Origin of the sequence: Frankia sp. ACN1ag, from assembly GCF_001414035.1 — a bacterium.
In the GTDB taxonomy this organism is placed as follows: domain Bacteria; phylum Actinomycetota; class Actinomycetes; order Frankiales; family Frankiaceae; genus Frankia; species Frankia torreyi.
Genome location: NZ_LJPA01000002.1, coordinates 15,066 through 36,509 on the forward strand (window position 1 = coordinate 15,066; position 21,444 = coordinate 36,509).

At 73.8% G+C, this 21,444-nt stretch carries 16 protein-coding genes and 1 pseudogene; 7 read left to right on the plus strand and 10 right to left on the minus strand.

All coding sequences use genetic code 11. The features are described from left to right. Positions 1 to 5 precede the first annotated feature (5 nt). From UK82_RS34920 to UK82_RS01560, 4 genes and pseudogenes are all read right to left on the minus strand, one after another. Positions 6 to 644, minus strand: a pseudogene (locus UK82_RS34920) (ABC transporter permease subunit); the annotation flags it as partial. Continuing rightward, positions 641 to 1,615 (minus strand): ABC transporter ATP-binding protein, encoded by a 975-nt coding sequence (locus UK82_RS01545; protein WP_055406097.1) that lies wholly within the window; start codon positions 1,613 to 1,615, stop codon positions 641 to 643. The gene UK82_RS01545 and the pseudogene UK82_RS34920, both read right to left, overlap by 4 nt. Positions 1,616 to 2,388: 773 nt before the next feature. Further along, entirely contained in the window at positions 2,389 to 3,186 is a 798-nt protein-coding gene (locus tag UK82_RS01555) for a response regulator transcription factor (RefSeq protein ID WP_044884852.1), read from the minus strand. Beyond that, on the minus strand, positions 3,183 to 4,475 hold the full coding sequence (locus UK82_RS01560) for a sensor histidine kinase (RefSeq protein ID WP_055406099.1): 1,293 nt from the start codon (positions 4,473 to 4,475) through the stop codon (positions 3,183 to 3,185). Before UK82_RS01560 ends, UK82_RS01555 begins: the two co-directional genes overlap by 4 nt. An 800-nt stretch (positions 4,476 to 5,275) precedes the next feature. On the opposite strand from UK82_RS01560, the gene UK82_RS01570 reads away from it, so the two are divergent. Both UK82_RS01570 and UK82_RS01575 read left to right on the plus strand, forming a co-directional pair. Beyond that, positions 5,276 to 9,010: an AAA family ATPase gene (locus UK82_RS01570; protein ID WP_055406101.1), complete on the plus strand. Its 3,735-nt coding sequence runs from the start codon at positions 5,276 to 5,278 to the stop codon at positions 9,008 to 9,010. Positions 9,011 to 9,164: 154 nt separating this feature from the next. Continuing rightward, the gene (locus UK82_RS01575; protein WP_055406102.1) at positions 9,165 to 9,581 is read left to right on the plus strand and encodes a VOC family protein; all 417 of its coding nucleotides are present in this window, start codon (positions 9,165 to 9,167) and stop codon (positions 9,579 to 9,581) included. Between the two features lie 93 nt (positions 9,582 to 9,674). Here UK82_RS01575 and UK82_RS01580 read toward each other — a convergent pair whose 3' ends face one another. From UK82_RS01580 to UK82_RS01590, 3 genes are all read right to left on the minus strand, one after another. Then, a complete protein-coding gene (locus UK82_RS01580) occupies positions 9,675 to 10,439 on the minus strand; it encodes an SDR family oxidoreductase (RefSeq protein ID WP_055406189.1) in 765 nt (254 codons plus the stop codon). A 126-nt stretch (positions 10,440 to 10,565) separates the two neighbouring features. Then, positions 10,566 to 11,327 carry a class I SAM-dependent methyltransferase gene (locus UK82_RS01585; protein WP_055406103.1) on the minus strand — a complete coding sequence of 254 codons (762 nt, stop codon included), beginning with the start codon at positions 11,325 to 11,327 and terminating at the stop codon, positions 10,566 to 10,568. A gap of 214 nt (positions 11,328 to 11,541) precedes the next feature. Further along, the gene (locus UK82_RS01590) at positions 11,542 to 12,420 is read right to left on the minus strand and encodes a TIGR03621 family F420-dependent LLM class oxidoreductase (RefSeq protein ID WP_083507005.1); all 879 of its coding nucleotides are present in this window, start codon (positions 12,418 to 12,420) and stop codon (positions 11,542 to 11,544) included. Between the two features lie 209 nt (positions 12,421 to 12,629). Here UK82_RS01590 and UK82_RS01595 point away from each other — a divergent pair, with 209 nt between their 5' ends. Both UK82_RS01595 and UK82_RS01600 read left to right on the plus strand, forming a co-directional pair. Next, positions 12,630 to 13,310, plus strand: coding sequence for a YdcF family protein (locus UK82_RS01595; protein ID WP_044884847.1), 681 nt, complete (start codon positions 12,630 to 12,632; stop codon positions 13,308 to 13,310). A gap of 10 nt (positions 13,311 to 13,320) precedes the next feature. Beyond that, positions 13,321 to 13,713, plus strand: coding sequence for an RNA-binding S4 domain-containing protein (locus UK82_RS01600; protein WP_044884846.1), 393 nt, complete (start codon positions 13,321 to 13,323; stop codon positions 13,711 to 13,713). Positions 13,714 to 13,841: 128 nt separating this feature from the next. Here the strand turns inward: UK82_RS01600 and UK82_RS01605 are convergent, their stop codons facing one another. Then, entirely contained in the window at positions 13,842 to 14,138 is a 297-nt protein-coding gene (locus UK82_RS01605) for a MarR family transcriptional regulator (RefSeq protein ID WP_082121817.1), read from the minus strand. A gap of 136 nt (positions 14,139 to 14,274) precedes the next feature. On the opposite strand from UK82_RS01605, the gene UK82_RS01610 reads away from it, so the two are divergent. After that, the gene (locus UK82_RS01610; protein ID WP_199865366.1) at positions 14,275 to 14,943 is read left to right on the plus strand and encodes a hemerythrin domain-containing protein; all 669 of its coding nucleotides are present in this window, start codon (positions 14,275 to 14,277) and stop codon (positions 14,941 to 14,943) included. Between the two features lie 251 nt (positions 14,944 to 15,194). Here UK82_RS01610 and UK82_RS01615 read toward each other — a convergent pair whose 3' ends face one another. Next, a complete protein-coding gene (locus UK82_RS01615) occupies positions 15,195 to 15,803 on the minus strand; it encodes a TetR/AcrR family transcriptional regulator (RefSeq protein WP_055406105.1) in 609 nt (202 codons plus the stop codon). Between the two features lie 326 nt (positions 15,804 to 16,129). On the opposite strand from UK82_RS01615, the gene UK82_RS01620 reads away from it, so the two are divergent. Next, positions 16,130 to 17,737: an MFS transporter gene (locus UK82_RS01620; protein ID WP_044884844.1), complete on the plus strand. Its 1,608-nt coding sequence runs from the start codon at positions 16,130 to 16,132 to the stop codon at positions 17,735 to 17,737. Between the two features lie 42 nt (positions 17,738 to 17,779). On the opposite strand, the gene UK82_RS01625 is transcribed toward UK82_RS01620, so the two are convergent. Next, entirely contained in the window at positions 17,780 to 18,799 is a 1,020-nt protein-coding gene (locus UK82_RS01625; protein WP_236705364.1) for a universal stress protein, read from the minus strand. Positions 18,800 to 19,626: 827 nt separating this feature from the next. On the opposite strand from UK82_RS01625, the gene UK82_RS01630 reads away from it, so the two are divergent. After that, positions 19,627 to 21,396, plus strand: coding sequence for a GAF domain-containing protein (locus tag UK82_RS01630; protein ID WP_044884843.1), 1,770 nt, complete (start codon positions 19,627 to 19,629; stop codon positions 21,394 to 21,396). The last annotated feature ends 48 nt before the right edge of the window (positions 21,397 to 21,444 follow it).

Consider the following 21,444-nt stretch of genomic DNA (forward strand, 5'->3'; position numbering starts at 1 on the left):
GCCCACCAGGCCGGAAGCAGCCCGCCTGCGATCGCGGGGGCGAACAGCAAGGCGAGCACCGAGGTGAGGGCCCCGGCCGCGCTGCGGGTGAGGACTGCCAGGGCCAGCCCGATCAACGGAAAGACCGGGGCCAGCCCGATGGCCGCGGCGAGCGTGCGCACCTCGCTGCCGGCGGCGAGGTCGGCGTTGGTCACGTACGGCAGGCCGTAGGCGTGAAACACCGGCTGCGCCGCGAGCGCCGCCAGCGCGGTGACGGCCGTGAAGCCCACCCAGCTCGCCACCGCGATCACGACGATCTTGGCCAGCAACACCCGACCACGGCGCGGCGTCACCGTGAGGGTCAGTCGCACCAGCCCCGCCCGGTACTCGCAGGCGCCGGCCCGCACCCCGAGAACGACGAGCAGGACGCCACTGACGATCCCCGAGACCAACGGGAACAGGACGGGGTCGAACTCGGCGCGGTCCTGCTCGGACCAGCCGTCCGACTCGAGGCCGACCGCGACGGCGAGCAGCACGCACAGCGCCGTCCCGAGGATCGGGCCGAGACAGGCGATCACCAGGGTCCCGCGCATCGCGCGCAGCTTGAGCCATTCCCCGGCGACCGTGGCCGTCCACCGCGGCGGGGCGGCGGGGGCCCGGCTCATGGTTTCTCCCCCCGGCGGCCGACCTCCCGGTGACCGGTCCCCTGGTGGTTGACAACTCGCCGGTCGACGGCTTGGTACTCGACGGTGTCGTCGGTGAGCTCGATGAAGGCGTCCTCCAGCGTTGCCCGCCGCTCGGTCAGCTCGTGCAGGGCGAACCCGCGGCCGACGGCGAGATCGCCGATGGCCGGCGCCGTCATGCCGGTGACCAGTAGCGCGCCGTCGGCGTCCGGTGCCGGGGTCACCGAGGCACCGGCTGCCCGCAGCGCCGCCGCGAGCTCGGGGGCACGCGGCGATGCCACCCGGATGTGGGTGCCGGCACCCGCCCGGGTGATCTCGGTGACGCTGCCATGGGCGAGCAGGCGGCCGCGGCCGAGGACCAGGACCTCGTCGGCGGTCTGGTCCATCTCGCTGAGCAGATGGCTGGAGACGACCACGGTGCGCCCCTCGGCGGCGCAGCGCCGCAGCAGCCCGCGGACCCAGCGGACGCCGTCGAGGTCGAGGCCGTTCACCGGCTCGTCCAGGATCAGCACCGCCGGGTCGCCGAGAAGCGCGGCGGCGATGCCGAGCCGTTGGAGCATGCCGAGCGAGAACCCGCCGACACGGCGCCTGCCGAGGTCGGCAAGGCCGACCTCGGCGAGCACCTCGTCGACCCTCCGGGCGGGCACGCCGCCAGCCCGGGCGAGCCAGGCCAGGTGCTGGCGGGCCCGCAGGCCGGCCGGCGCGGCCCTCGCGTCGAGGAGCACCCCGACCTCGTGCATCGGCGCGGCGAGATCGCGCAACGCGCGGCCTCCGATCGTCGCCCGGCCGCTGGTGGGCCGGTCAAGGCCGACTATCAGGCGCAAGGTGGTTGACTTGCCGGAGCCGTTCGGGCCGAGGAACCCGGTCACGACGCCAGGCGTCACGTCGAAGGTCAACCGGTCCACCGCGACCGTGTCGCCGTGCACCTTCGTCAGCTCGCGTACCTGGATCACCGCTCGGCGTTCCCGTCCCACGGGTCGTCGCCGTCCGGCGCGGGAGAACCCGACGCCGGCAGTGTGGGAGAACCCGGCAGCGTGGGCGAACCCGACGGCAGGGCGGACGGGGCAGGCAGCGCCGGTCCGGGGGACGCGTTCGGAGCCGACGGGCCGCGGGGCGCAGGCGAGTGCCGGCCGGCGGAACGGTCCGCCGACCTGCGGTGCCGGCTGTACTCACCGAACGCGGCGGCGAGCACGAACAGCCCGAGCAGGGCGATCCGCACCGGCCGGAGCGCGTCGAAGGTTCCGCGGACCCAGTCGGGCGGCTCGATATCTGGCAGGTCGATCGCGGGCAGGCCGACGTGCGGCAGGTCGCCGGCCAGCCTGGGCAGAATGTTGACGGCGGCGACGAGCAGCCCGACCACGACGGCCGAGGCGACCCTGGCAAGCCGCCAACGCGCCCAATCGGCCGGGCGACCGAACCAACCGAGGCCGCCCGGCCGCGGACCGCCGGCAGTCGCAGGCGGGTCGACCGATCCTGAACCGGCAGGCACGGGCGGCACGGAACGCACGGGCGGCACGGCAGGCACGGGCAAGACGGCTGGCATCGGCTCGTGGGCGGCGGGGNCGTCGGGTTCGTCCATGCTCGGGAAGCTAGATCCACGGTGGTCCGGGCACATCCGCCGCAGGTATGGACCTGCCTCCTACTACAGTCGCAGTCCGCCGGTCGGATGCCCCGAGGCGCCGGGCCGCTCGGGCGAGGTCGCCCACGGCCGGTCGCCCACGGCCGGTCAGTTCGGCCGGGGGCGCACCAGCCCGTGGTCGTAGGCGAAGACGACGGCCTGTACGCGGTCGCGCAGGCCGAGCTTGCGCAGCACGGCCGACACATGCGTCTTGACGGTCGCCTCGGTGAGCACGAGCTCGGCGGCGATCTCGGCGTTCGACAGGGCGAGCGCGACGAGCCGGAGCACCACCGCCTCCCGCTCGGTCAGTTCCTCCAGCCCGATCCGGATCCGGGCGCCCCGCCCGGCTTCCCCGCCGACTTCGGGCGGGGAGACCGCACGGACCGGGCGGTCGAGGGAGCCGGCGCCGGCGCGGCGGCGCCCGGCCGGACCGTCGGGAGACGGGGCATCGGCGACGGACGGCAGCGTCTGCGCGAAGCGGTCGAGCAGCCGCCGCGTCACCGTGGGCGCGAGCAGCGCGTCCCCACGGGCGACGACGCGGACGGCGTCGACGAGCTCGGCGGGCCGCACGTCCTTGAGCATGAACCCGCTGGCGCCCGCCCGCAGCGCCGCGAAGACGTACTCGTCGAGGTCATACGTGGTCAGGATGATGACCCGCGCCGCGCTGCCCGAGGCGGCGATGCGCCGGGTCGCCTCGACGCCGTCCATCGTCGGCATCCGCACGTCCATGAGCACGACATCGGGTGTGCTCCCGCCGACGAGCTCGACCGCCTCGGCCCCGTCGCCGGCCTCACCAACCACCTCGATACCGGGCCGCGCATCGAGGATCATGCGGAACCCGCCTCGGACAAGCGCCTGGTCATCGGCCAGCAGCACCCGAATCGCCGGGGTCGCCTCGGTCGTCATACCGGTCTCCCGCCGAGTTCGGTCGGCAGCGGAAGGCTCGCCCGGACCCGGAATCCGCCGCCGTCACGCGGGCCGACCTCCAGGCTTCCGCCGAGCATGGCCGCGCGTTCCCGCATGCCGATGATGCCGTGCCCGCCGCCCCTGCCTGTCGGCGCCGGCGCCGTCGTGATCGTCGCGGCGCGCCGGCCGGCGCGGACGACCGGTTCAGGGCCGCCTTCGGAACCAGCACTGGTGCCGATGGCCGCACCGGTGCTGATGGCCGCACCGGTTGCGGCACCTGTGGTGGGCCACGGGGTCGGCGCGCCTCCGCCGGAGAACCCCGTGCCCGGCGTGCCGACGCCGTCGTCGACGATCTCCAGGTCGAGGGTGGCCGCGGTGTAGGCGAGAGTGACCTCGACGTGGGACGCGCGTGCGTGGCGCAGGGTGTTGGTCAGCGCCTCGCCGACGATGCGGTAGGACGAGACGTCCACCCCGGCGGGCAGCGGGCGTGCCGCGCCGATCACGCGAATCGCGACCTGCAGCCCGGCGGCGCGCAGCGGCTCACCCAGCTCGTCCACCCGGGCCAGGCCGGGCTGCGGGCGCACCGGGCCCACCTCGTCGCCGCCGGGACGGACGACGGCGAGCAGGCGGCGTAGCTCCGCCAGCGCATCCCGCCCGGTGGTCTCGATCGAGCGCAGGGCGCGGCGGGCCTGGTCGGGACGGGTGTCGAAGACGTCGTCGGCGGCCGCTGCCTGCACGATGATCACCGACACGCTGTGCGCGACGACATCGTGGATCTCCCGGGCGATGCGGGCCCGCTCCTCGGCGACCGCCCGCCGGGCCTCCCCCTCGATGGCGGCCCGGCGATTACGGGCGATCTCTCCGATGGCCCAGGCGGCGATGGCCAGGACGATCGTGAAGTACGTGTCCTCGCGGCTGGCGGAAGCGAAGTCGACCGCGCACACGCCGAGCAGCGCTGTCAGCGCGGGCAGGGATCGCAGTGGCGGTCGGGCGGCGGCGAACGAGCTGATGGCGATCAGGGCCGCGATCGGGATCACGACCGAGGGGACGAGGATCTGGATGATGAGGCCGCCGACCAGCGCGGCGGCGAGCGTGGCTCCGGGCCGGGTACGGCGCCAGTACAGCGCGAGCGACTGGCCGACCCCGAGCGGCAGGCCAAGGACGATCAACAGCGGCTCACGGGTGCGGTCGTGCTCGTCCAGCACCACCGCGACCAGGAACAGGCCGATCAGGAGCACGATCCCGACGTCGGTGGCGCGCCGCAGCCGCCCGCGCCATCTCCCGCCCACCGTCCGATCATGCCCGACGCTCCCGCCGGCGGACACGGTGTCGCGCCGTGGCTTGAGACCCGCCGCGGCTTGAGACCCGCCGCCAGCGAAAGCTGGTCACCGTCGATCGCGAACCGACGTGTCGGAACGGCTCCACTCAGTAGGTGTTCTGGGAAAGCACGGCGGCGACCTTCTGCGCGCCACCGAGATGCACTCGGGGCACCTCGAAACGCCATGCCGTCCCGTCGTGAAGGTGAATCTCGAACACGCCGGCCACCTTTGCCTTGTTGAGCTGGGCGAGTCGCACTGCGGGTCGCGGCGCCGCCGCGATCACCGTTTCGGTGGGCTTCGGCCGGAAGGCGCCCCGCTTGGCGGCAAACAGGATGACCTCGCCGGGGAACACTCCGAGGTAGNCGATCTGGCCTCGGGCCAGCACCGCGCCGTCCGCGGAGCCGCTCGCGGCCACGGCCGCGCCCACGGCACCCCCGATCGCGCCGCCCACCGCCGACCGGACCATGCCGATCGGCTCGACAAACGTGCCCACGATCGCCACCCGATGATTCGCCACAACAGCCCTCCTGTTTCTCGTCCTGATGCTCGTCCGGCCGAGGCCGCGCCTGACGGCCGTCGCCGACCGGTTCCGACCTCGGCCGTCGTCCGTCTGGGCGTGCCGCGGATGTGCCACGGGTGTGCCGCCGCCGGCGCGTCGCGCTGACGACAGGGCGATCCACGGGCGCCCGGGCGTTCCTAGGATCGGCGGGAGTGGCCGCGTTCGGCCGCGTCGGCGTGCTGCGCAGGGGCATGGTGGGGAGAGGGCGACGTTGGCACTGGACCGCCTGGGCGCCGCCGTCGTGCTGTCCCACCCCGCGCTGTCCCAGCCGGTGCTGCCCCAGCCGGTGCCGCCCCAACCCGTGTTGCTCCGCCCGGTCGCGCGTCCCGCCGACGAGAACCCGGCCCGGGAGCCGGGCGCCGCGGGGGTGTTCGTCGGACGCCGGGAGGAGTTGGCGCTGCTGGCCCGGCTCGCGGCGCGGGCGGCGGCGGGGCGGCGTCAGGTCGTCGTCGTCTCCGGCGAGGCGGGGATCGGCAAGACGTACCTGTGCGAACGGGCCGCCGAGCAGGCCGAGCAGGCCGGTCTGCGGGTCGAGTGGGGACGCTGCTGGCCCTACGGTGGCGCGCCGCCCCTGTGGCCCTGGCCTGCGGTGCTGGCGGCGGTGAGCGGCACGCCGGGCGGCCATTCGCTGGCCGAGGGACTCGGCGGCGAGGCGGCCGCCCCGGAGCGGTTCACCCGGTTCCAGGCGGTCGCCGATCTGGTGGCGCGGCGACTGGCCGGCCGGCCCACCATGATCGTGCTGGACGATGTGCACGCTGCCGACGCCGACGCCTTGCTGCTGACCCGTTTCCTCGCCCGGGCGCTGGACCGGGTTCCGCTGCTGCTGGTGCTCACGCGCCGCCCCGACGACCAGGGCGACCCGGCGCTGGCCCGGCTCGCCGCCGACGTGGAGCGCGAGGCGACGGTCCTCGCCCTGCGCCGGTTCACCCTCCCCGACGCGGAGGACTACCTCGCCGCGCACGGCCTGCACGACCTACGGGCGGCCGACGCCCCTCCGGTCGGCTCCCTCGACCTGATCAGTGCCGGCGACCCGATCAGTGCCGGCCACCGGGTGGGTGCCGGCGACCCCGCCCGTACCACCGGTGCAGGCGGCGGGGGGCACCGCGCGGGACAGGACCTGGCCCGGACGGTACTCGCCATCACCGGCGGCAATCCGCTGTACGTCAGCCGGGTCGTCACGCACGGCTCCCCGCAGTCGGGCCTCGCCGGCGTGGAGCAGGCGGTGGCGGACAGTATCGGCCGGCTCGGCGCGGACAGCCGCCGAACGCTGGCCCTGGCCGCCGTGCTCGGCCGGATCGTGGCCATCCACGACGTCGCCGCGCTGGCCGATCGGCCCGTCCCCGCCGTCCTTGACGCCCTCGCCGACGCGCGGCGGATCGGGCTCGTCGAGCCGGCGGGCACCGACCGCTTCCGGTTCGGGCACGACGTCATCCTCGGCGCCGCTGCCGCGACGCTGCGACCACGGGAGCGCCTGGACGCCCATGCCACCGCCGCGGCTCTGATCGGCGCGTCGGACCGGGCGGACCGGCTGGCGCTGCGTGCCCATCACGCGTTGCGGGCGGCCGCCCGCTCCGGCGAGGACGCGCAGCGCGCCGTGGGCGCCTGCCGGGCGGCGGCCCGATCCATGCGCCGCGGCTCCGACTATCAGCAGGCCGCGGCGTTGCTCGACGCCGCCGTCGCCGTGTCCGATCCGTGGCCGGCCGTAGCGGGGCGGGCCGCGCTGCTGGTCGAGCGGGCCGAGGCGATCCTCGCCTGCGGTCGGCTGTCCGCCGCCCGCGACGCCTTCGCCCGCGCGGCCGAGGCCCTCGACGGATCCGACGACCCGATCCTGCTGGCCCGCGCGGCGCTGGGCCTGGGCGGCGTCTGGCTCAACGAGCACCGCGATCCCATTGACCGTCGACGCGTGCTGGCCCTGCAACGCAGCGCCCTCGACGCCCTGGCCGCGGCCGTCCCCGCAGCCGGCGCGTCAGCCCGCTGCGCGACCGTGACGGCGCACGGCGGAGCAGCGGTGACCAGTGGGACAGCGGTGACCAGTGGGACAGCGGTGACCAGTGGGACAGCGGTGACCAGTGGGACAGCGGTGACCAGTGGGACAGCGGTGGACGGCGCGGCGACGGGTTCGGGGGCGGTGAGTGACTCGTCTCTGCGGCAGGTGGTGTCGCTGCGGGGGCGGCTGGCGGTCCGGCTCGCCGCCGAGTCGGTCTACGACGGCGCGACGCCCGCGCGGGCGCTGGCGGAGCTGGCGGCGATCCGGGCGACGGGCGACGCCCCGGCCCTGGCGGAGGCGCTGTCGCTGACCCATCACGCGATGCTCGGACCCGAGCACAACCCGGTGAAGCTGGCCCTCGCGCAGGAGCTGCTCACGGTCGCCGCGAGCACCGGGGACGGCATGCTGGCGCTGCTGGGACTGCTGTGGCGGACGGTGGACCTGTTCCACCTCGGCGACGCGCGGGCCGAGCGGTCGCTCGCCGAGCTGCGGGCGCGGGCCGACGCCCTGGCCTGCCAGAGCGTCCTCTACATCGTCGCGGCGATGGACGTCATGCGGCTGGTGCGCGCGGGCCGGCTGGCGCAGGCCGAGGCCGCGGCCGGCACCTGCCTGGAGCTCGGCCTCGCCGTCGGGGACGCGGACGCCGAGGCGTTCTACGGCGCGCAGCTCGCCAGCATCCGCTGGATGCAGGGCCGCGACGGGGAGCTGCTCGATCTCGCGGCCGAGGCGGCCGCCTCCCCGACGCTGGCCGCGGGCGACTTCGCCTTCGCCGCCGGCGCCGCGATGATGGCGGCCCGCGCCGGCCGACTCGACGAGGCCCGCGCCGCGCTGCACCGGCTCGTCGCCGGCGACGGTGGGCTGGCCGCCCTGCCCACGTCCAGCAGTTGGCTGACCGGGATGGTCGCCGTCGCCGAGGCCGCCGGCCTGCTCGGCGAGCGGGCGATCGCGGAGCAGGTCCACGGGCTCGTGGAACCGTTCGCCGACCTGCCGGTCATGCCGTCGCTCGCCGTCACCTGCTTCGGCTCCACCGAGCGGGCCCTCGGTCTGATCGCCCTGGCACTCGGCGACGCCGACGGGGCCGTGCGCCACCACGAACGCGCCGTGGCCGCGAACCGGCGGTTCGGCAACCGTCCGGGCACCGCTCTGTCCCGCGTCGACCTCGCCGCCGCCCTCACCGCCCGAGCCGGCTCCGGGGACCGCCCGCGGGCACGTACGCTCCTGGCCGCTGCCCACGCCGAGGCGGAGGCGATGGACCTGCCGGTCCGCGCCGCCCAGTGGGCCGCCCTGCTACGCGCGGCCGACGCCTCCGCCGACGCCGACGCCAAGCCCGCCGACGCCAAGCGCGCCGACGCCGAGGCCGAGGCCGCCGAGACGACCGCCGGGTCGTCGATCCCCACGGCCGAGGCGGGGCGCACCGGTCGCACGGGGACGCTGACACGCCAGGGCGACGGGTGGACGCTGGCCGCCGATGGCCGGCGACTGTTCCTGGCCGACCTGCAGGGGCTGCACCATCTCGCGGTGCTGCTGGAACGCCCCGGCGAGGGGGTGACGGCGCTGGCCCTCTGCGGCGCGGCGCCGTTCGACGCCGGCCACCACGAGGTGGTCGACCGGCAGGCCCTGGACGCCTACCGGCGGCGGCTGCGCGAACTCGACGAGGAACGTCAGGACGCCGAGGCCGACGGCGACACCGACCGAGCCCGCACACTCCAGGCCGATTGGGATGCTCTGACCGACCACCTGCGCACCGTCGCCGGCCTCGGCGGGCGCAGCCGGGCGTTCCGCACCTCGGCCGAACGCGCCCGCACCGCCGTGCGCAAGACGGTCAGGCGCGCCCTGGACGCGATCACCGCCGCCGATCCGGACCTCGGCGCCGAACTGCAGGCCACCATCACCACCGGCCTGACCTGCCGCCACATCCCGACGACGACCAACCCCCGCCGCTGGACCGTCCGCCGCTGACCGGCACCGATCCGCGCCCGGCGTCCGGACCCCGTTGGCCTGCGGGGCTCGGCCCGACGTCGAGAGATCATCGAGATCTTCCGATCGGATTTGGCGCAATACTCGAGCGGGCGGTCGGCTGATGGCCGCCGCGACACGAGAGGACAGCGGGCCCATGCCCCAACGTCAGACGCTGCCCTATGACACGACCGAGGCCACCTCGCCCCATGGCCTGGGCCTGCACCACGTCCAACTGGCGATCCCGCCGGGCAGCGAGGAACTGTGCCGCAGCTTCTACCTCGACGTGCTGGGCATGACCGAGGTCCAGAAGCCGCCCGTGCTGGCGGCGCGGGGCGGACTGTGGCTGCGCTCGGACCGGCTGGAGATCCACCTCGGCGTCGAGGGCGACTTCCGACCAGCGCGCAAGGCCCACCCCGGCATCGTCGTCGAAGACCTGGATGGCCTGGCGGATCGCCTGACCGACAAGGGGATCGAGATCATCTGGGACGACGACTTCCCGGGTTATCGGCGCTTCTACGTATTTGACGTCCTGGGAAACCGGCTGGAGTTCCTGACTCCCATCCCGAGCTGACCAGGTAGGTCAGCGACGTCTGTCCTCCGTGAGCCGAAGCGCCGCGGGAGACCGATTTCGTCAGACGACAGAACTGAGGGGCGATACGCCCATTTACCGCACCTGCTCGGTGGGGCGGATGAGGATCTCGTTGACGGCGACGCGGCGGGGGCGGGTGACGATGTAGGCGATCGCGTCGGCGATGTCCTCCGCCTCGAGTTTCTCGACGTCGGTGAACACGCGCATCGCCGTCTCGCGGATCTCCTCGCGCAGGTGGTCGGCGAGCTCGGTGACGGTCGCGCCGGGCTCGACCACGGACACCCGCACGTGCCGTTCGGTGACCTCCTGGCGCAGCGACTCGGTGAAGGCGTTCACGCCGAACTTGGTGAGGTTGTAGACGCCGGAGTTCGGCGTCGCCCGCCGGCCCGCCACGGAGCTGACGTTGACCAGGTCCGCCACGTTGCGGGGGCCGGAGTCGGCGGCGGTGAGCAGGTGGGACAGCGCGGCGTGCGCGACGTACAGCAGCCCCTGCAGGTTGAGCGCGACCATCCGGTCCCACTCCGCGGTGGGGGCGTCGACGATCGGGCCGAGCAGCATGACCCCGGCGTTGTTCACGACGGTGTCCAGCCGGCCGAGTTCGGCGACGGTCCGCTCGACCGCGTCGATCGCCTGCCGCTGGTCGGTGATGTCGGTATCGAGGACGAGCGCCTTCCCGCCCTCGCCCTGGATCTCGGCGGCGAGCTGCTCCAGCCGGTCCTTGCGGCGCGCGACGAGCGCGACCGCCGCACCCCGGCGGGCCAGCTCCCGACCGGTCGCGGCTCCGATGCCGCTGCTCGCCCCGGTCACGAGTGCGACGGTGCCAGTCAGATGTTCAGCCATCATGTCCTCCTGCGCCTGCTCGCTGGCACGAATGCGTGCTCGGTGAGGACGCTATTGATTCGAGCGCACGCCAAGTCAACGCAGACAAAGACGCTGTGCGCCGAAAAGAGCCATGCGCACGTCACGTCATTGCGGGCGGCGGGCCTCGATGAGGAAGCGGGTGGTACGGGCGGTGAACGGGCCGGTCGTGCGGATCCGCTCGTGCAGTGCGGCGAGGCGCTCGCGGTACCGCTCGATGGTGAATCCGGGAACGATCCAGATCACCTTGCGCAGGAAGTAGATGACGGCGCCGATGTCGCGGAACTCGGTGTGCAGCGACTCCATCCGCAGGTCGACGACCTCCAGTCCGGCGGCGCGGGCGGCGTCGCGCGCGCCGTCAGGATGGCGCCGGCCACGTACGGCGGCCGGCTGGGGCCCGAGGAAGTACTCGGACAGCTCGCCGACGCTGGCCGGGCCGACCTGCTGGGACAGATAACCGCCGTCGGGGCGCAGCACCCGGGCGATCTCCGACCAGCAGGTGGCCACCGGGTGCCGGCTGACGACGAGATCGAACGTCGCGTCGGCGAACGGAAGGGTGTGATCACTGTCCGCGGCGACGAGATGGACGCCGCGGGGGCGTAGCAGCGCCGCCGCCCGGGCGATGTTCGGCGGCCAGGACTCGACGGCGACCGTGTGCCGCGCCAGGTGCTCGACCCCGGCGAGCACCTCACCGCCGCCGGTCTGCACGTCGAGGGCGACATCGGCGCGGGCCATCCGCTCGCCCATCAGGCGGGCATACCCCCACGACGGCCGCTGCTCGCTGGCCCGGCCGTCCAGCCAGGAGAAGTCCCACCCATCGACGGGCGCTGCGGCGGCCTCGTCGACCAGCTCCTCGAACCCGCGCGGCATCGCCCGATCATGGCAGACAGGTCGACCGCTGACGACCGAGTTTCCGCCGCTCACCGGTCACGCCATGCAGCGGCCCACGACCACGACCACGACCACGACCCGGCCACGACCACGACCCGGCCACGACCATGGCCGGACCGGACCGGACCCACGAACCGGCGGTTCCGCGGAACCGCGGAACCGCGGAACCGGCGGCCAGTGGCCGGTGGCGCGCTCAGTCGCGGCGCAGTGCGGCGATCACCGGGGCGAACGCCTCCAGCGCGGGCTGCAGCACGGTGAAGTAGGTGATGCCGAACCGCTCGCGCAGGCCGCGCACCTGGTCGGCGATCTGCTCGACGGAGCCGACCAGTAGCGCCGGCACCGTGGGGATCTCCTCGGCGCTCAGGTACGGCAGCCGGGACGCCCAGGCCGCCAGTGCCGCCTCCTGGTCGTCGGTGACGGCGACATCCTGGAAGAGCAGGTTGCGCTCCACCTCGCCGGCCCGGTCGCCGGCGACCTTCTCGAAGAACGCGATCCGCTCGGCGAACGCGGCGCCGGACAGCAGCCGCAGGTTCGTCGGGTTCGCCGGGTCGGAGGAGGCGCCGGTGAACGCGGCGATGTTCGCCCGGCGCGCCGCCAGGGTGAGCATCCGGTTTCCGTTGCAGCCAATGACCAGCGGCACCGGCCGCTGCACCGGCTGCGGCGCGCTGGCGGGGTCGCCCAGCACGCCGTACACCGCGTCGATGACCCGCTCGAGGGTATCGACGCGGTCCCGCGCGGTGCCGAACGGGATGCCGGCGGCGGTGAACTCCTCGGCGACGTAACCCGTGCCGACGCCGAGCTCCAGGCGCCCCGCCGTCAGCACGTCGGTGGTCGCGACCTCGCGGGCCAGCAGCACCGGATTGTGGAAGGCCGCGTTGAGGACGAAGGTGCCAAGCCGCAGGCTGGTGGCGGCCCCGGCCGCGACCAGCGCGGGGAAAGGCGCGGGCAGCCCGAGGTGGTCGGGGATGAGCAGAACGTCGTAGCCCAGCTCCTCGGCCCGGCGGGCAGCCGTCGACCACTCCCCCGGCGCCGAGACCGCGAACATGTTCACTCCGAACCGGAACGGCCGCACGGTCGACTTCCCCTCTGGCCCGCCTGCCGTCGTCGCGCCGGTTCCCGGGGCTCCCCGCCCGCGCATCCACACCGATCGGCAGCGTCACGATTACCCTACTGCGCCAACGACCGCAGCATGATCATCGTCTGCCACGGGCCGACAGGGACATCCGTCGCATCACCCGCCGAACCGACGCACAGCGGTCGGGCTCGGTGTTGTACATCGGCGTGACCGCGACCCGCGCCGCCCGGCTCCGACCATGGGCACGACGGCTGAGCGTCGCCGTCGCCGTCGCCTCCACCCCGGTCGTCCTCGCCGAGGCGCTGAGCTGGGTGGCGTCGCGCCAGCTGCGCGGCGATGGACGGGCCCACCCGGCGGGGCGGGGCGCTCAGGCGGTCATCGTCCTCGGTTTCCCGTCGACCCGCGCGGGCACGCTGCATCCGCTCCAACGCTGGCGCACGGAGATCGGCGTGCGCTCCCTCGCCCCGGACGCGGACAGCCTGCTGATCTTCACCGGCGGCGGGCCGCCCGGCGCGGTGACCGAGGCACAGGCCATGGCCGGGTACGCACGGGACACGCTCGGCGTGCCCGCGGCGAAGATCCGGCTGGAGACCGCGGCCCGCACCACCTGGGAGAACATCACGTTCGCGGTGCCGATCGCCGAGTCGGCACGGACGCTCACGATCGCCTCGGATCCGCTGCACGCGGCGCGCGGGCGGCGGTACCTGCACCGGCTACGGCCCGACCTCGCTGACCGGCTCGTGCCCGCCGACGACTACCAGGTGCTCGACCACTGGTGGCTCAAACTGCCCATCGCCGGCTACGAGCTCGCCCGGGCGGCGCTGCGCGCGGCCCAGCGGCACGCACCGGCCACGCTGCCCAAGGCCCATCGCCCTCGGGGTTCGTAGAGTCGCGCCTATGGCGCCACCGGAGGACTCCGTCCGGGCCGACACGTGGATCTGGTGCGTGCGGCTGGTCAAGACCCGCGCGCAGGCAACGGAGGCCTGCCGCGCCGGCCACGTCCGACTCAACGGCGAGCGGATCAAGCCCGCGCACCTGGTGCGCGCGGGAGACGAGATCCGGATCCGGCTCGCCGGGCGGGAACGGATCGTCGTCATCACGAAGGTGCTGCGCAAGCGGGTCGGGGCGCCGGTCGCGGCCGAGTGCTTCGTCGACCACAGCCCCCCGGTGCTGCGCGATCCGACCCCGACGGTGGCCGTGCGCGACCGGGGCGCGGGCCGGCCGACCAAGCGCGACCGCCGGGTGCTGGAACGGCTGCGCGACCAGCCCCGCCCGCCGGGACCGCTCTGACCGTCCAGCGCCCCCGGACGGTCGGGGGCGAGGTGCAGGATTACGGCCTGCGGGAATGTCCCAGGGCGATGTTCCGTGCCGCGTTCACGTCGGCATTCGCCTGACACCCGCAGGCCCGGCGAGCGCGGTCACCTGGCTGAGTCGAGTCGAGTTGCATCGAGTTGCGTCGGATCAGGTGTCGGCCAGCCGCTGCGTTCGAGCCGGTCGAGGATGCCGGTCATTGTGGCCGGGTGTAGCCCGACGCGGCGCGCGAGGGCGTTCGGGCTGAGCGGACCAAACCGATCGGCGAGGTCGAGGCAGTCGAGATCGATGTCCTTGCGCTCAGGGTGCGTTCCGACGTGATCGTTGAGCACCGACGACTGGATGCCCAGCTCCCGCAGTAATTCCTTGATCGAAACGTCCAGCCGTCGTCGGTGACACTTCACGTCCGCGTCTGGCCTCCTATGGTGATACCGTGCCCATATCGCCCATATCGTATCGTATGGGGTGTTAAGGACAAGGTACCCGGATCACCGATACCGGCGCGGGTCCAGCGGCAGGAAGAACATTTCATGATCTTGCTTGCCGGAGTTCTTCACCTCGACGCACGGAAAGGCACCGACCATGTCTGTTTCGCAGCAAGAAGAGCTCGATTTCAGCATGATGTACGCGACGCACGACGCCTTCCGGCGGGACCTCAAGCGTTTCGAGGCCGCGGCTGCCGCAGGGAAGGGCGGCAACCCCAAGATCCTGGCCGGCTGGGAGAACTTCAAGACCCAGCTCCTCATCCACCACGGCGTCGAGGATTCCTACCTGTGGCCGCGCGTGGAAAACGCCGTGGCGGGACGGGCCCACGACCTGGCCCTGCTGAAGGACATGAAGGACGAGCATGCCCAGCTCGACCCGTTGCTCGCCAGAGTCGACGAGGCGCTGGCCGGCCGGGCGGCCGACCTCGCCGACCGGATCCGCGATGTCGCGGCGGTACTCGGCGATCATCTGACGCACGAGGAGGATAGTGCCCTTCCGCTCATCCAGGCCGTCCTGCCGCGTGCGGAATGGGACGGGATGAGTGGCGCCATGGCTCGCCGCGAGGGCGTCAAGGGGGCTGCCTATTTCGTTCCGTGGGTCCTCGAGGAGAAATCACCGGCCGAGCGGCAGCGGATCCTCGCGAGGCTGCCCGCCCCCGCCCGGCTCCTCAACCGACTGCTGTGGCAGCCGCGTTACCTGCGGCGCAATCTTTGGAACGGCTGACCCGCGGAACCCGTCGGAACGGCTGGCCCGCAGTTCCCGTCGACCACGACTGCAATGCCGGGACCCGCGATCCCACGCCGGCGATGCGCATCGGCCTTCGGCGACCGCGGCTGGTCCTTCGATGATGACGAGAACCGGCTGGGTCGGACCACTGCGGACGCGCTTCTCGCCTGACGGTCCACCGGTGGCGGCCAAAGGTCAGCCGATCCCGCCCACGTGGTCGGGATGCCGGACCGGACCGGCCCGGCCGGTCAGATCAGGCCGACCGCGCCGCGCACAAGCCGCTGGGTGGCCCGGACAAGGCGGTCGTCGCTGAGCCGGTAGTCATGCCGGAACGCCCTGTCGAAGGCGTGCATGGTCGTGAAGAACAGCACCGCGGTCGCCTCCACGTCCTCGACGTGGTACGCGCCGGCGGCAACACCGGCGGTGAGCAGAGCGGCGATCGCCTCGACGAGGCGGTGATGGGCGGCGGTGTGGCCCAACTCCTGCGCGGCGGGACCCTCCCGGGAGTCCGCGTGGGCGCCGGGCAGATGCTGGAACAGCACGTCGTGCAGCTTCTCTTCGGCCCGGAAATGCTCGCAGCACACCAGAACCGCGGCGTCGAGCTTGCCCGGCCAGTCCGACCGCTCGGCCGCCGCGGTCGTGACGTGCGCGGCGAACTCGATGGCGAACTTCTCCTGTAGCGCGAAGACCAGTCCGTCCTTGGACGGGAAGTACTGGTAGAACAGGCCCTTGGAGACTCCGGCCCGCCGGGTGATGTCGTCAAGCGTGGCCGCCGCGACCCCCTTGGCCATGAAGATCTCGGCTCCCGCAGCCAGCAGGTCCGCCCGCCGCTCGTCGGCTGGCTTGGTTCTGGGCATCGGCCCACCTCCACCCACGCCCGCCCATGATACGGAGCCCGACTGACCGCCGGTCATTCCATTGACTGACGGTCAGTCGGACCGTAGTCTGCACCGAGCGACGACTCATCTATGACGTCCCCGTTGCCCGGGCATACGGGAACTACTGATCTCNCCTTCGCCGNCCCCACCGTCGCGGCCCTGCCACCGCCGCACCCGGTCCCCGGTCACCTNGGGCCGGCGCGAAACGTCAGACCATCACCGTCCGCCGCCACGGGCGCTCCGGCCGGTTCCGGCAGTCCGGACGCGGCGCGCGGCAAACGATGTTCCAGGCCTCAGGGAGAGCTATGGATCGGAAGTGGTGGACGCTGCTGGTCGTCTGCGGCGCCACGTTCATGCTGTTGCTCGACGTGACGATCGTGATCGTCGCGCTGCCCGAGATCCAGAGCGGTCTGCACGCCGGCTTCGCCGACGTCCAGTGGGTCATCGACGCCTATGCGCTGACCCTGGCGGCGCTGCTGCTGACCGCCGGCTCGCTCGCCGATCTCTACGGGCGCCGGCTGCTGTTCACCATCGGGTTCACGATCTTCACGGCGGGGTCGCTGCTGTGCGGGCTCTCGCAGTCGGCGATCATGCTGATCATCTCGCGGGGCGTGCAGGGCGTGGGCGGCGCCGTGCTGTTCGCGACGTCGCTGGCGCTGCTCGCCCACAGCTTCCGCGGCCGGGACCGGGGAATCGCGTTCGGGGTGTGGGGTGCGGTCACCGGCGTCGCCACGTCGCTGGGGCCCATCCTCGGCGGCCTGATCACCAGCGGCATCAGCTGGCGGGGCATCTTCCTGGTCAACGTGCCGATCGGGATCGTCGCCGTCGCCCTGACAGTGTGGAAGGTCGAGGAGTCCCGGCCGCCGGCGGCGCACCGCCCCGACTGGCCCGGTTTCGCGGTGCTCACCGCGGGGCTCGCCGGCGTGGTCTACGGCCTGATCCGGGCGGGCGAGACGGCCTGGTCGGACACCGGCGTCGTGATCAGCCTGGGCCTGGGCGTCGCGTTCCTCGTCGCGTTCATCGCCGTGGAGGCCAGGGTCGCGCACCCGATGTTCGACCTGTCGCTGCTGCGCACCCCGACGTTCCTCGGCGGGTCGCTCGCGGCGGTCGCGATGAACGGTTCGCTGTTCGCGATGTTCGTCTACCTCGTCCTCTACCTGCAGAACGACCTGGGCTACTCCGCACTCGGGTCGGGCGTGCGGCTGCTGATCGTGAGCGCGGGCAGCTTCGTCGCCGCGACCGCGGCCGGGCGGCTGAGCAGCGTGGTGCCGGCGCGCTGGCTCATCGGTCCCGGCCTGGCGTTGGTCGGCGTCGGCCTGCTGCTCATGTCCGGCCTGGACGCGGGCAGCTCCTGGACGCACCTGATCCCGGGCTTCGTCCTGGCGGGCATCGGCAGCGGGATGGTGAATCCGCCGCTGGCCTCCACCGCCGTCGGGGTGGTGCCGCCGGCGCGTTCCGGCATGGCGTCGGGCGCGAACACCACGTTCCGCCAGATCGGCATGGCGATCAGCATCGCGGCCCTGGGTTCGATCTTCGCGGCCCGGTTGGAAAGCGGCATCAACGGTGCCCTGCGCGGGGTCCCGGCGCTGCGCGGGCAGGGTGGGCGGATCGCCGACACGCTGCGCCGCGGCGACACCGACCAGCTCTTCGCCGCCACGCCCCCGAGCGCCCGCGGCCCGCTGGCCGGCGCGGTCAAGGCCGGCTTCGCCGGTGCGATCAACGACCTGCTCCTCGTCACCGGGATCGTCGCGCTCGTGGGCGCGGTCTGCGCGCTCATCCTCATCCGCCGCAAGGACTTCGTCGCCCAGGGCCAGGCCGACCCCGCTCCGGCCGGCCCCACCTCGACCGGCGGCACGCCCGAGGATTCCCGGACGCCCTCGACCGTCGGTCCCGGGCCGCGACCGGGCGGCTGACCCGCTCACCGGTACCCGGCGTCCGGCCGGACGCCGGCCCGCTCAGCGGATGGGGTCGGGGATGACCGCGACCGGGCATCGCGCGTGGTGCACGCACTGGTGGGCGACCGAGCCCAGCAGCAGGCCGGCGAAACCGCCCTGACCACGGGCGCCGAGGACGAGCAGCCGGGCGTCGGCGGCCTCGGCGAGCAGGCTCCGCGCCGGCCCGCCGAGCGCCAGCCGGGTGTCGAGGGTGACGTCCGCCAGCCCCTCGTCGACTAGTCCCTTGCTGACGCTGTCGTCGAGGACGGCGTGCGCGGACTGTTCGAGCGCCGCCCGGTCGCGCGCGGCGCGGTGACCGGTGGGCAGCAGTGGTGGCTGCCAGGCGTGCACGACCCGCAGCGGTGCCGCGTGCAGCGCGGCCTGCTCGGCGGCCCAGCGCAACGCGGCCAGCGACGCCGCCGATCCGTCCACGCCGACCAGCACGGGCCGGCCGCTGCGGTCGTCCTCGGCGCTGCGGTCGTCCTCGGCGCTGCGGTCGTCCTCGGCGCTGCGGCCGTCCTCGGCGCTGCGGCCGTCCTCGGCGCTGCGGCCGTCCTCGGCGCTGCGGCCGTCCGCCCGGACGACGACGACCGGCCGGGTCGCCTGATGCAGGCAGGCGGCGGAGACCGACCCGACCAGGTACCGGCGCAGCCGGCTGGTCCCCCGGTAGCCGACGACGATCATGTCTGCGCCCGCGCCGGCCGACAGCAACGCCTCGACGGCGTCGGCGTAGACGGCCCGCTCGGTGACGGGCACCGGCCGGCGCGGGTCCTGGGTCCGCTGGACGCACTCCCGCAGCAGCGCCAGGGCGGTTTCCTCGATCGTGTGGGGGCCCGGCGCATAGGCGCGGTCGAGTACCTCGCGCGGGCAGTCGTCCGGGGTCCAGGCCAGGATCGCCTCGAGGCGGTCGCGGCGCAGCCACGCCTCTCCGGCGGCCCAGCGCAGCGCCGCGTCGGCGTCTCTGGATCCGTCCACTCCCACCACGATGCAGCCCGACACCACAAGCTCCAGATCCCCGATTGCCGGCTCCCCGGTCTCCATTCCAGGGTGCCTGCCGCGACCCGGGCCGGCGAGTGCGCGGTGGCCCCCGCGGGGGATCCGAACGGCCTGCCGCCGGGGGTGCGTTCGGCCGCCGTCTCCTCCCCGTTCGGGGGGTACCGTGCGGCCGCGAGACCACCTCGGCTGGCCCGATCGGGGCAGGCAGTCCACTCCCCCGCCCGGTCGGGCGGGGCGGCGGCCCGTCCGGGGCATGGTCCGACGACCCGGCCGGTGAAGCCGGCGTCCGCAACGGACGCCCTGGCAGCGAGGGGTGGCAGGCCGCCCTGGGCCGGTCTGGGCCGGTCTGGGCCGGCACGGTGCGGATCGCAGGGTAGGAAGTGCTCCACGATGTGCGCCTAAGGTCCCTGGGCGCCGGGGTGGGGCGGGGCCGAACATGGCAGATGACGTGTTGACCCGCCGCAGGTCGACCCGGGGCGCGCTGAGGCCGACCGCGCAGCGGCGAAACGGCGAAAGGCGCGCGGCGGGCCGGGATGGCTGACCCGGTGCCTTGGCCGCCGGTCCGGGCTCCGGTCGGTCGACGTGGTGGACAGGAGGCTACCCGTTGAGGGTGCGCGAAGTGAGGACGACGCGGATGCATGCCGTCGAGGCCACGGGACGAACCGCGCAAGCCGAACAGGCCGGGCGTGCCGGGCGTGCCGGGCAGACGCGAACCCCCGCGGAACCGCCCGCGCCAACTCCACGATGACGTGGCGCCCACCACGGACGGATGGCCCCCGCCGGGACCCGCGGCCCATCCTCGCCGGGAACGTCTCGGCCGCGATCCGGATCTCGGCCGCCGCTCGGCGCGGATCGGTTATCGTGCTGGAAGCATGGAGTCCGAACGGGACCTCGCGCCGGCCGGCGCAGGGACCTCCGGGGCGGCCTGCGGGCAGACCTCCCCGTCAGGGTCGTCGGGAGATCTGATCTTCCCCGCTGTCGCTCGGCTCGAACTGGACGAGCTTCTCTCCCAACTGGTGGAGCGGGCCCAGGATGTGTTGGCCACCCAGGGCCGGCTGCGAGGTCTGCTGCGGGCCAACCGGATGGTCACCGCCGACCTCAGCCTCGACGTGGTGCTGCGACGCATCGTCGAGTCCGCCTGCGAGCTGGTCGACGCCCGCTACGGCGCGCTCGGCGTCATCGCCCGCGACGGTCACCTCGAACAGTTCATCCACGTCGGGATGGACCCGGGCCGCGTCGAGGCGATCGGCCGGACCCCCCGCGGCGACGGGGTGCTCGGCCTGCTCATCGCCGAGCCGGGGCCGGTGCGCCTCGACGACATCGCCGACCATCCCCGTGCCGTCGGCTTCCCCGCGGGGCACCCGCCGATGCGGGCGTTCCTCGGCGTGCCGATCAGGGTCCGCAACGAGGTCTTCGGCAACCTCTACCTGACCGAGAAGCGCGGCGGGCGGATCTTCACGGCCGAGGACGAGGAGCTCGTGCTGGCGCTCGCCGCCAACGCCGGCGTGGCGATCGACAACGCCCGCCTGTTCGGCGAGGCCCAGCACCGTCAGCAGTGGTCACAGGCGTCGGCGGACATCACCCGCCACCTGCTCGCCGACGGCGACGACCCGTTGGAGCTGATCGTCCAACGGGCCCGCGACGTCGCCAGGGCGGACACGACGGCGCTGGCCCTGTGCGACCCGACGGCGCGGGAGCTGTCCTTCGACGTCGCCGAGGGCAACGACGCCGACCTGCTGCGCGGCCAGCGGGTGCCACTGGAGACGTCGCTGGCGGGGCGGGCGGTGCACGACCGGGCTCCGCTCGTCGTCGCCGATGTGCGCACGCTGGGCGGCTCCGAGATCGACAAGCTCGACGTCGGCCCGATCATGATCGTGCCGCTGATCGCCTCACAGGTCACCTCCGGGGCGCTGATCCTCGGCCGGCGCCGCGGCGGCATCCTGTTCAGCGACGAGGACCTCGAACTCGCCGCCGCGTTCGCCGCCCACGTGGCGCTCGCCCTGGAACTGGCCCGCTCGCGGGCGGCGCGAGGCCGGCTGTCGCTGCTGGAGGACCGCGACCGGATCGCCCGCGACCTGCACGACCACGTGATGCAGCGATTGTTCGCGGTGGCGATGGGCCTGCAGGGCCTGGCCGCCAGCGAGGAGCGGGCGGCGCGCGCGGAGCGGATGAGCACCTACGTCGAGGACCTCGACGAGACCGTGCGGGAGATTCGCCAGACGATCTTCGAGCTGCGTGGCCGGGCCACCCCGGCCACGGGCAGCGGGCTGCGGGCACAGATCCTCGGGATCATCGACGACATGGCCGGGGCGTTCGGCTTCACCCCCCGGCTGCATCTCGACGGCCCCGTCGACACGGCGATCGACGCCGCCGTCGGCGACCACCTCATCGCCGTGGTGCGCGAGACCCTGTCGAACGCCGCCCGCCACGCCCACGCCCGCGCCGTCGAGGTGACGGTGGCCGTCGCGGACGGCCGGGTGAGCGTGGACGTGGTGGACGACGGGGTCGGCCTGGGACCGACGACGCGGCGCAGCGGGCTGGCGAACCTGCGCGGCCGGGCCGAGAGCCTGGGCGGAACCTTCGCCGTGGAGCCCGGCCCCGCCGGCGGCACCCGGGTGCGCTGGTCGGCGCCCACCGGCTGAACCGGGCGCACCCGCCCCCCCGGGCTGCGCCGGCGCGAGTCGCCCGCC

What these genes read in the sequence shown, in the direction of transcription:
- UK82_RS01555 (WP_044884852.1), bottom strand. Translation starts at nt 3,186, where the DNA reads ATGACGACCGAGGCGACCCCGGCGATTCGGGTGCTGCTGGCCGATGAC.
- UK82_RS01575 (WP_055406102.1), top strand. Translation starts at nt 9,165, where the DNA reads ATGCCCCAACGTCAGACGCTGCCCTATGACACGACCGAGGCCACCTCG.
- UK82_RS01580 (WP_055406189.1), bottom strand. Translation starts at nt 10,439, where the DNA reads ATGGCTGAACATCTGACTGGCACCGTCGCACTCGTGACCGGGGCGAGC.
- UK82_RS01585 (WP_055406103.1), bottom strand. Translation starts at nt 11,327, where the DNA reads ATGCCGCGCGGGTTCGAGGAGCTGGTCGACGAGGCCGCCGCAGCGCCC.
- UK82_RS01600 (WP_044884846.1), top strand. Translation starts at nt 13,321, where the DNA reads ATGGCGCCACCGGAGGACTCCGTCCGGGCCGACACGTGGATCTGGTGC.
- UK82_RS01615 (WP_055406105.1), bottom strand. Translation starts at nt 15,803, where the DNA reads ATGCCCAGAACCAAGCCAGCCGACGAGCGGCGGGCGGACCTGCTGGCT.
- UK82_RS01620 (WP_044884844.1), top strand. Translation starts at nt 16,130, where the DNA reads ATGGATCGGAAGTGGTGGACGCTGCTGGTCGTCTGCGGCGCCACGTTC.
- UK82_RS01625 (WP_236705364.1), bottom strand. Translation starts at nt 18,799, where the DNA reads ATGGAGACCGGGGAGCCGGCAATCGGGGATCTGGAGCTTGTGGTGTCG.
- UK82_RS01630 (WP_044884843.1), top strand. Translation starts at nt 19,627, where the DNA reads ATGGAGTCCGAACGGGACCTCGCGCCGGCCGGCGCAGGGACCTCCGGG.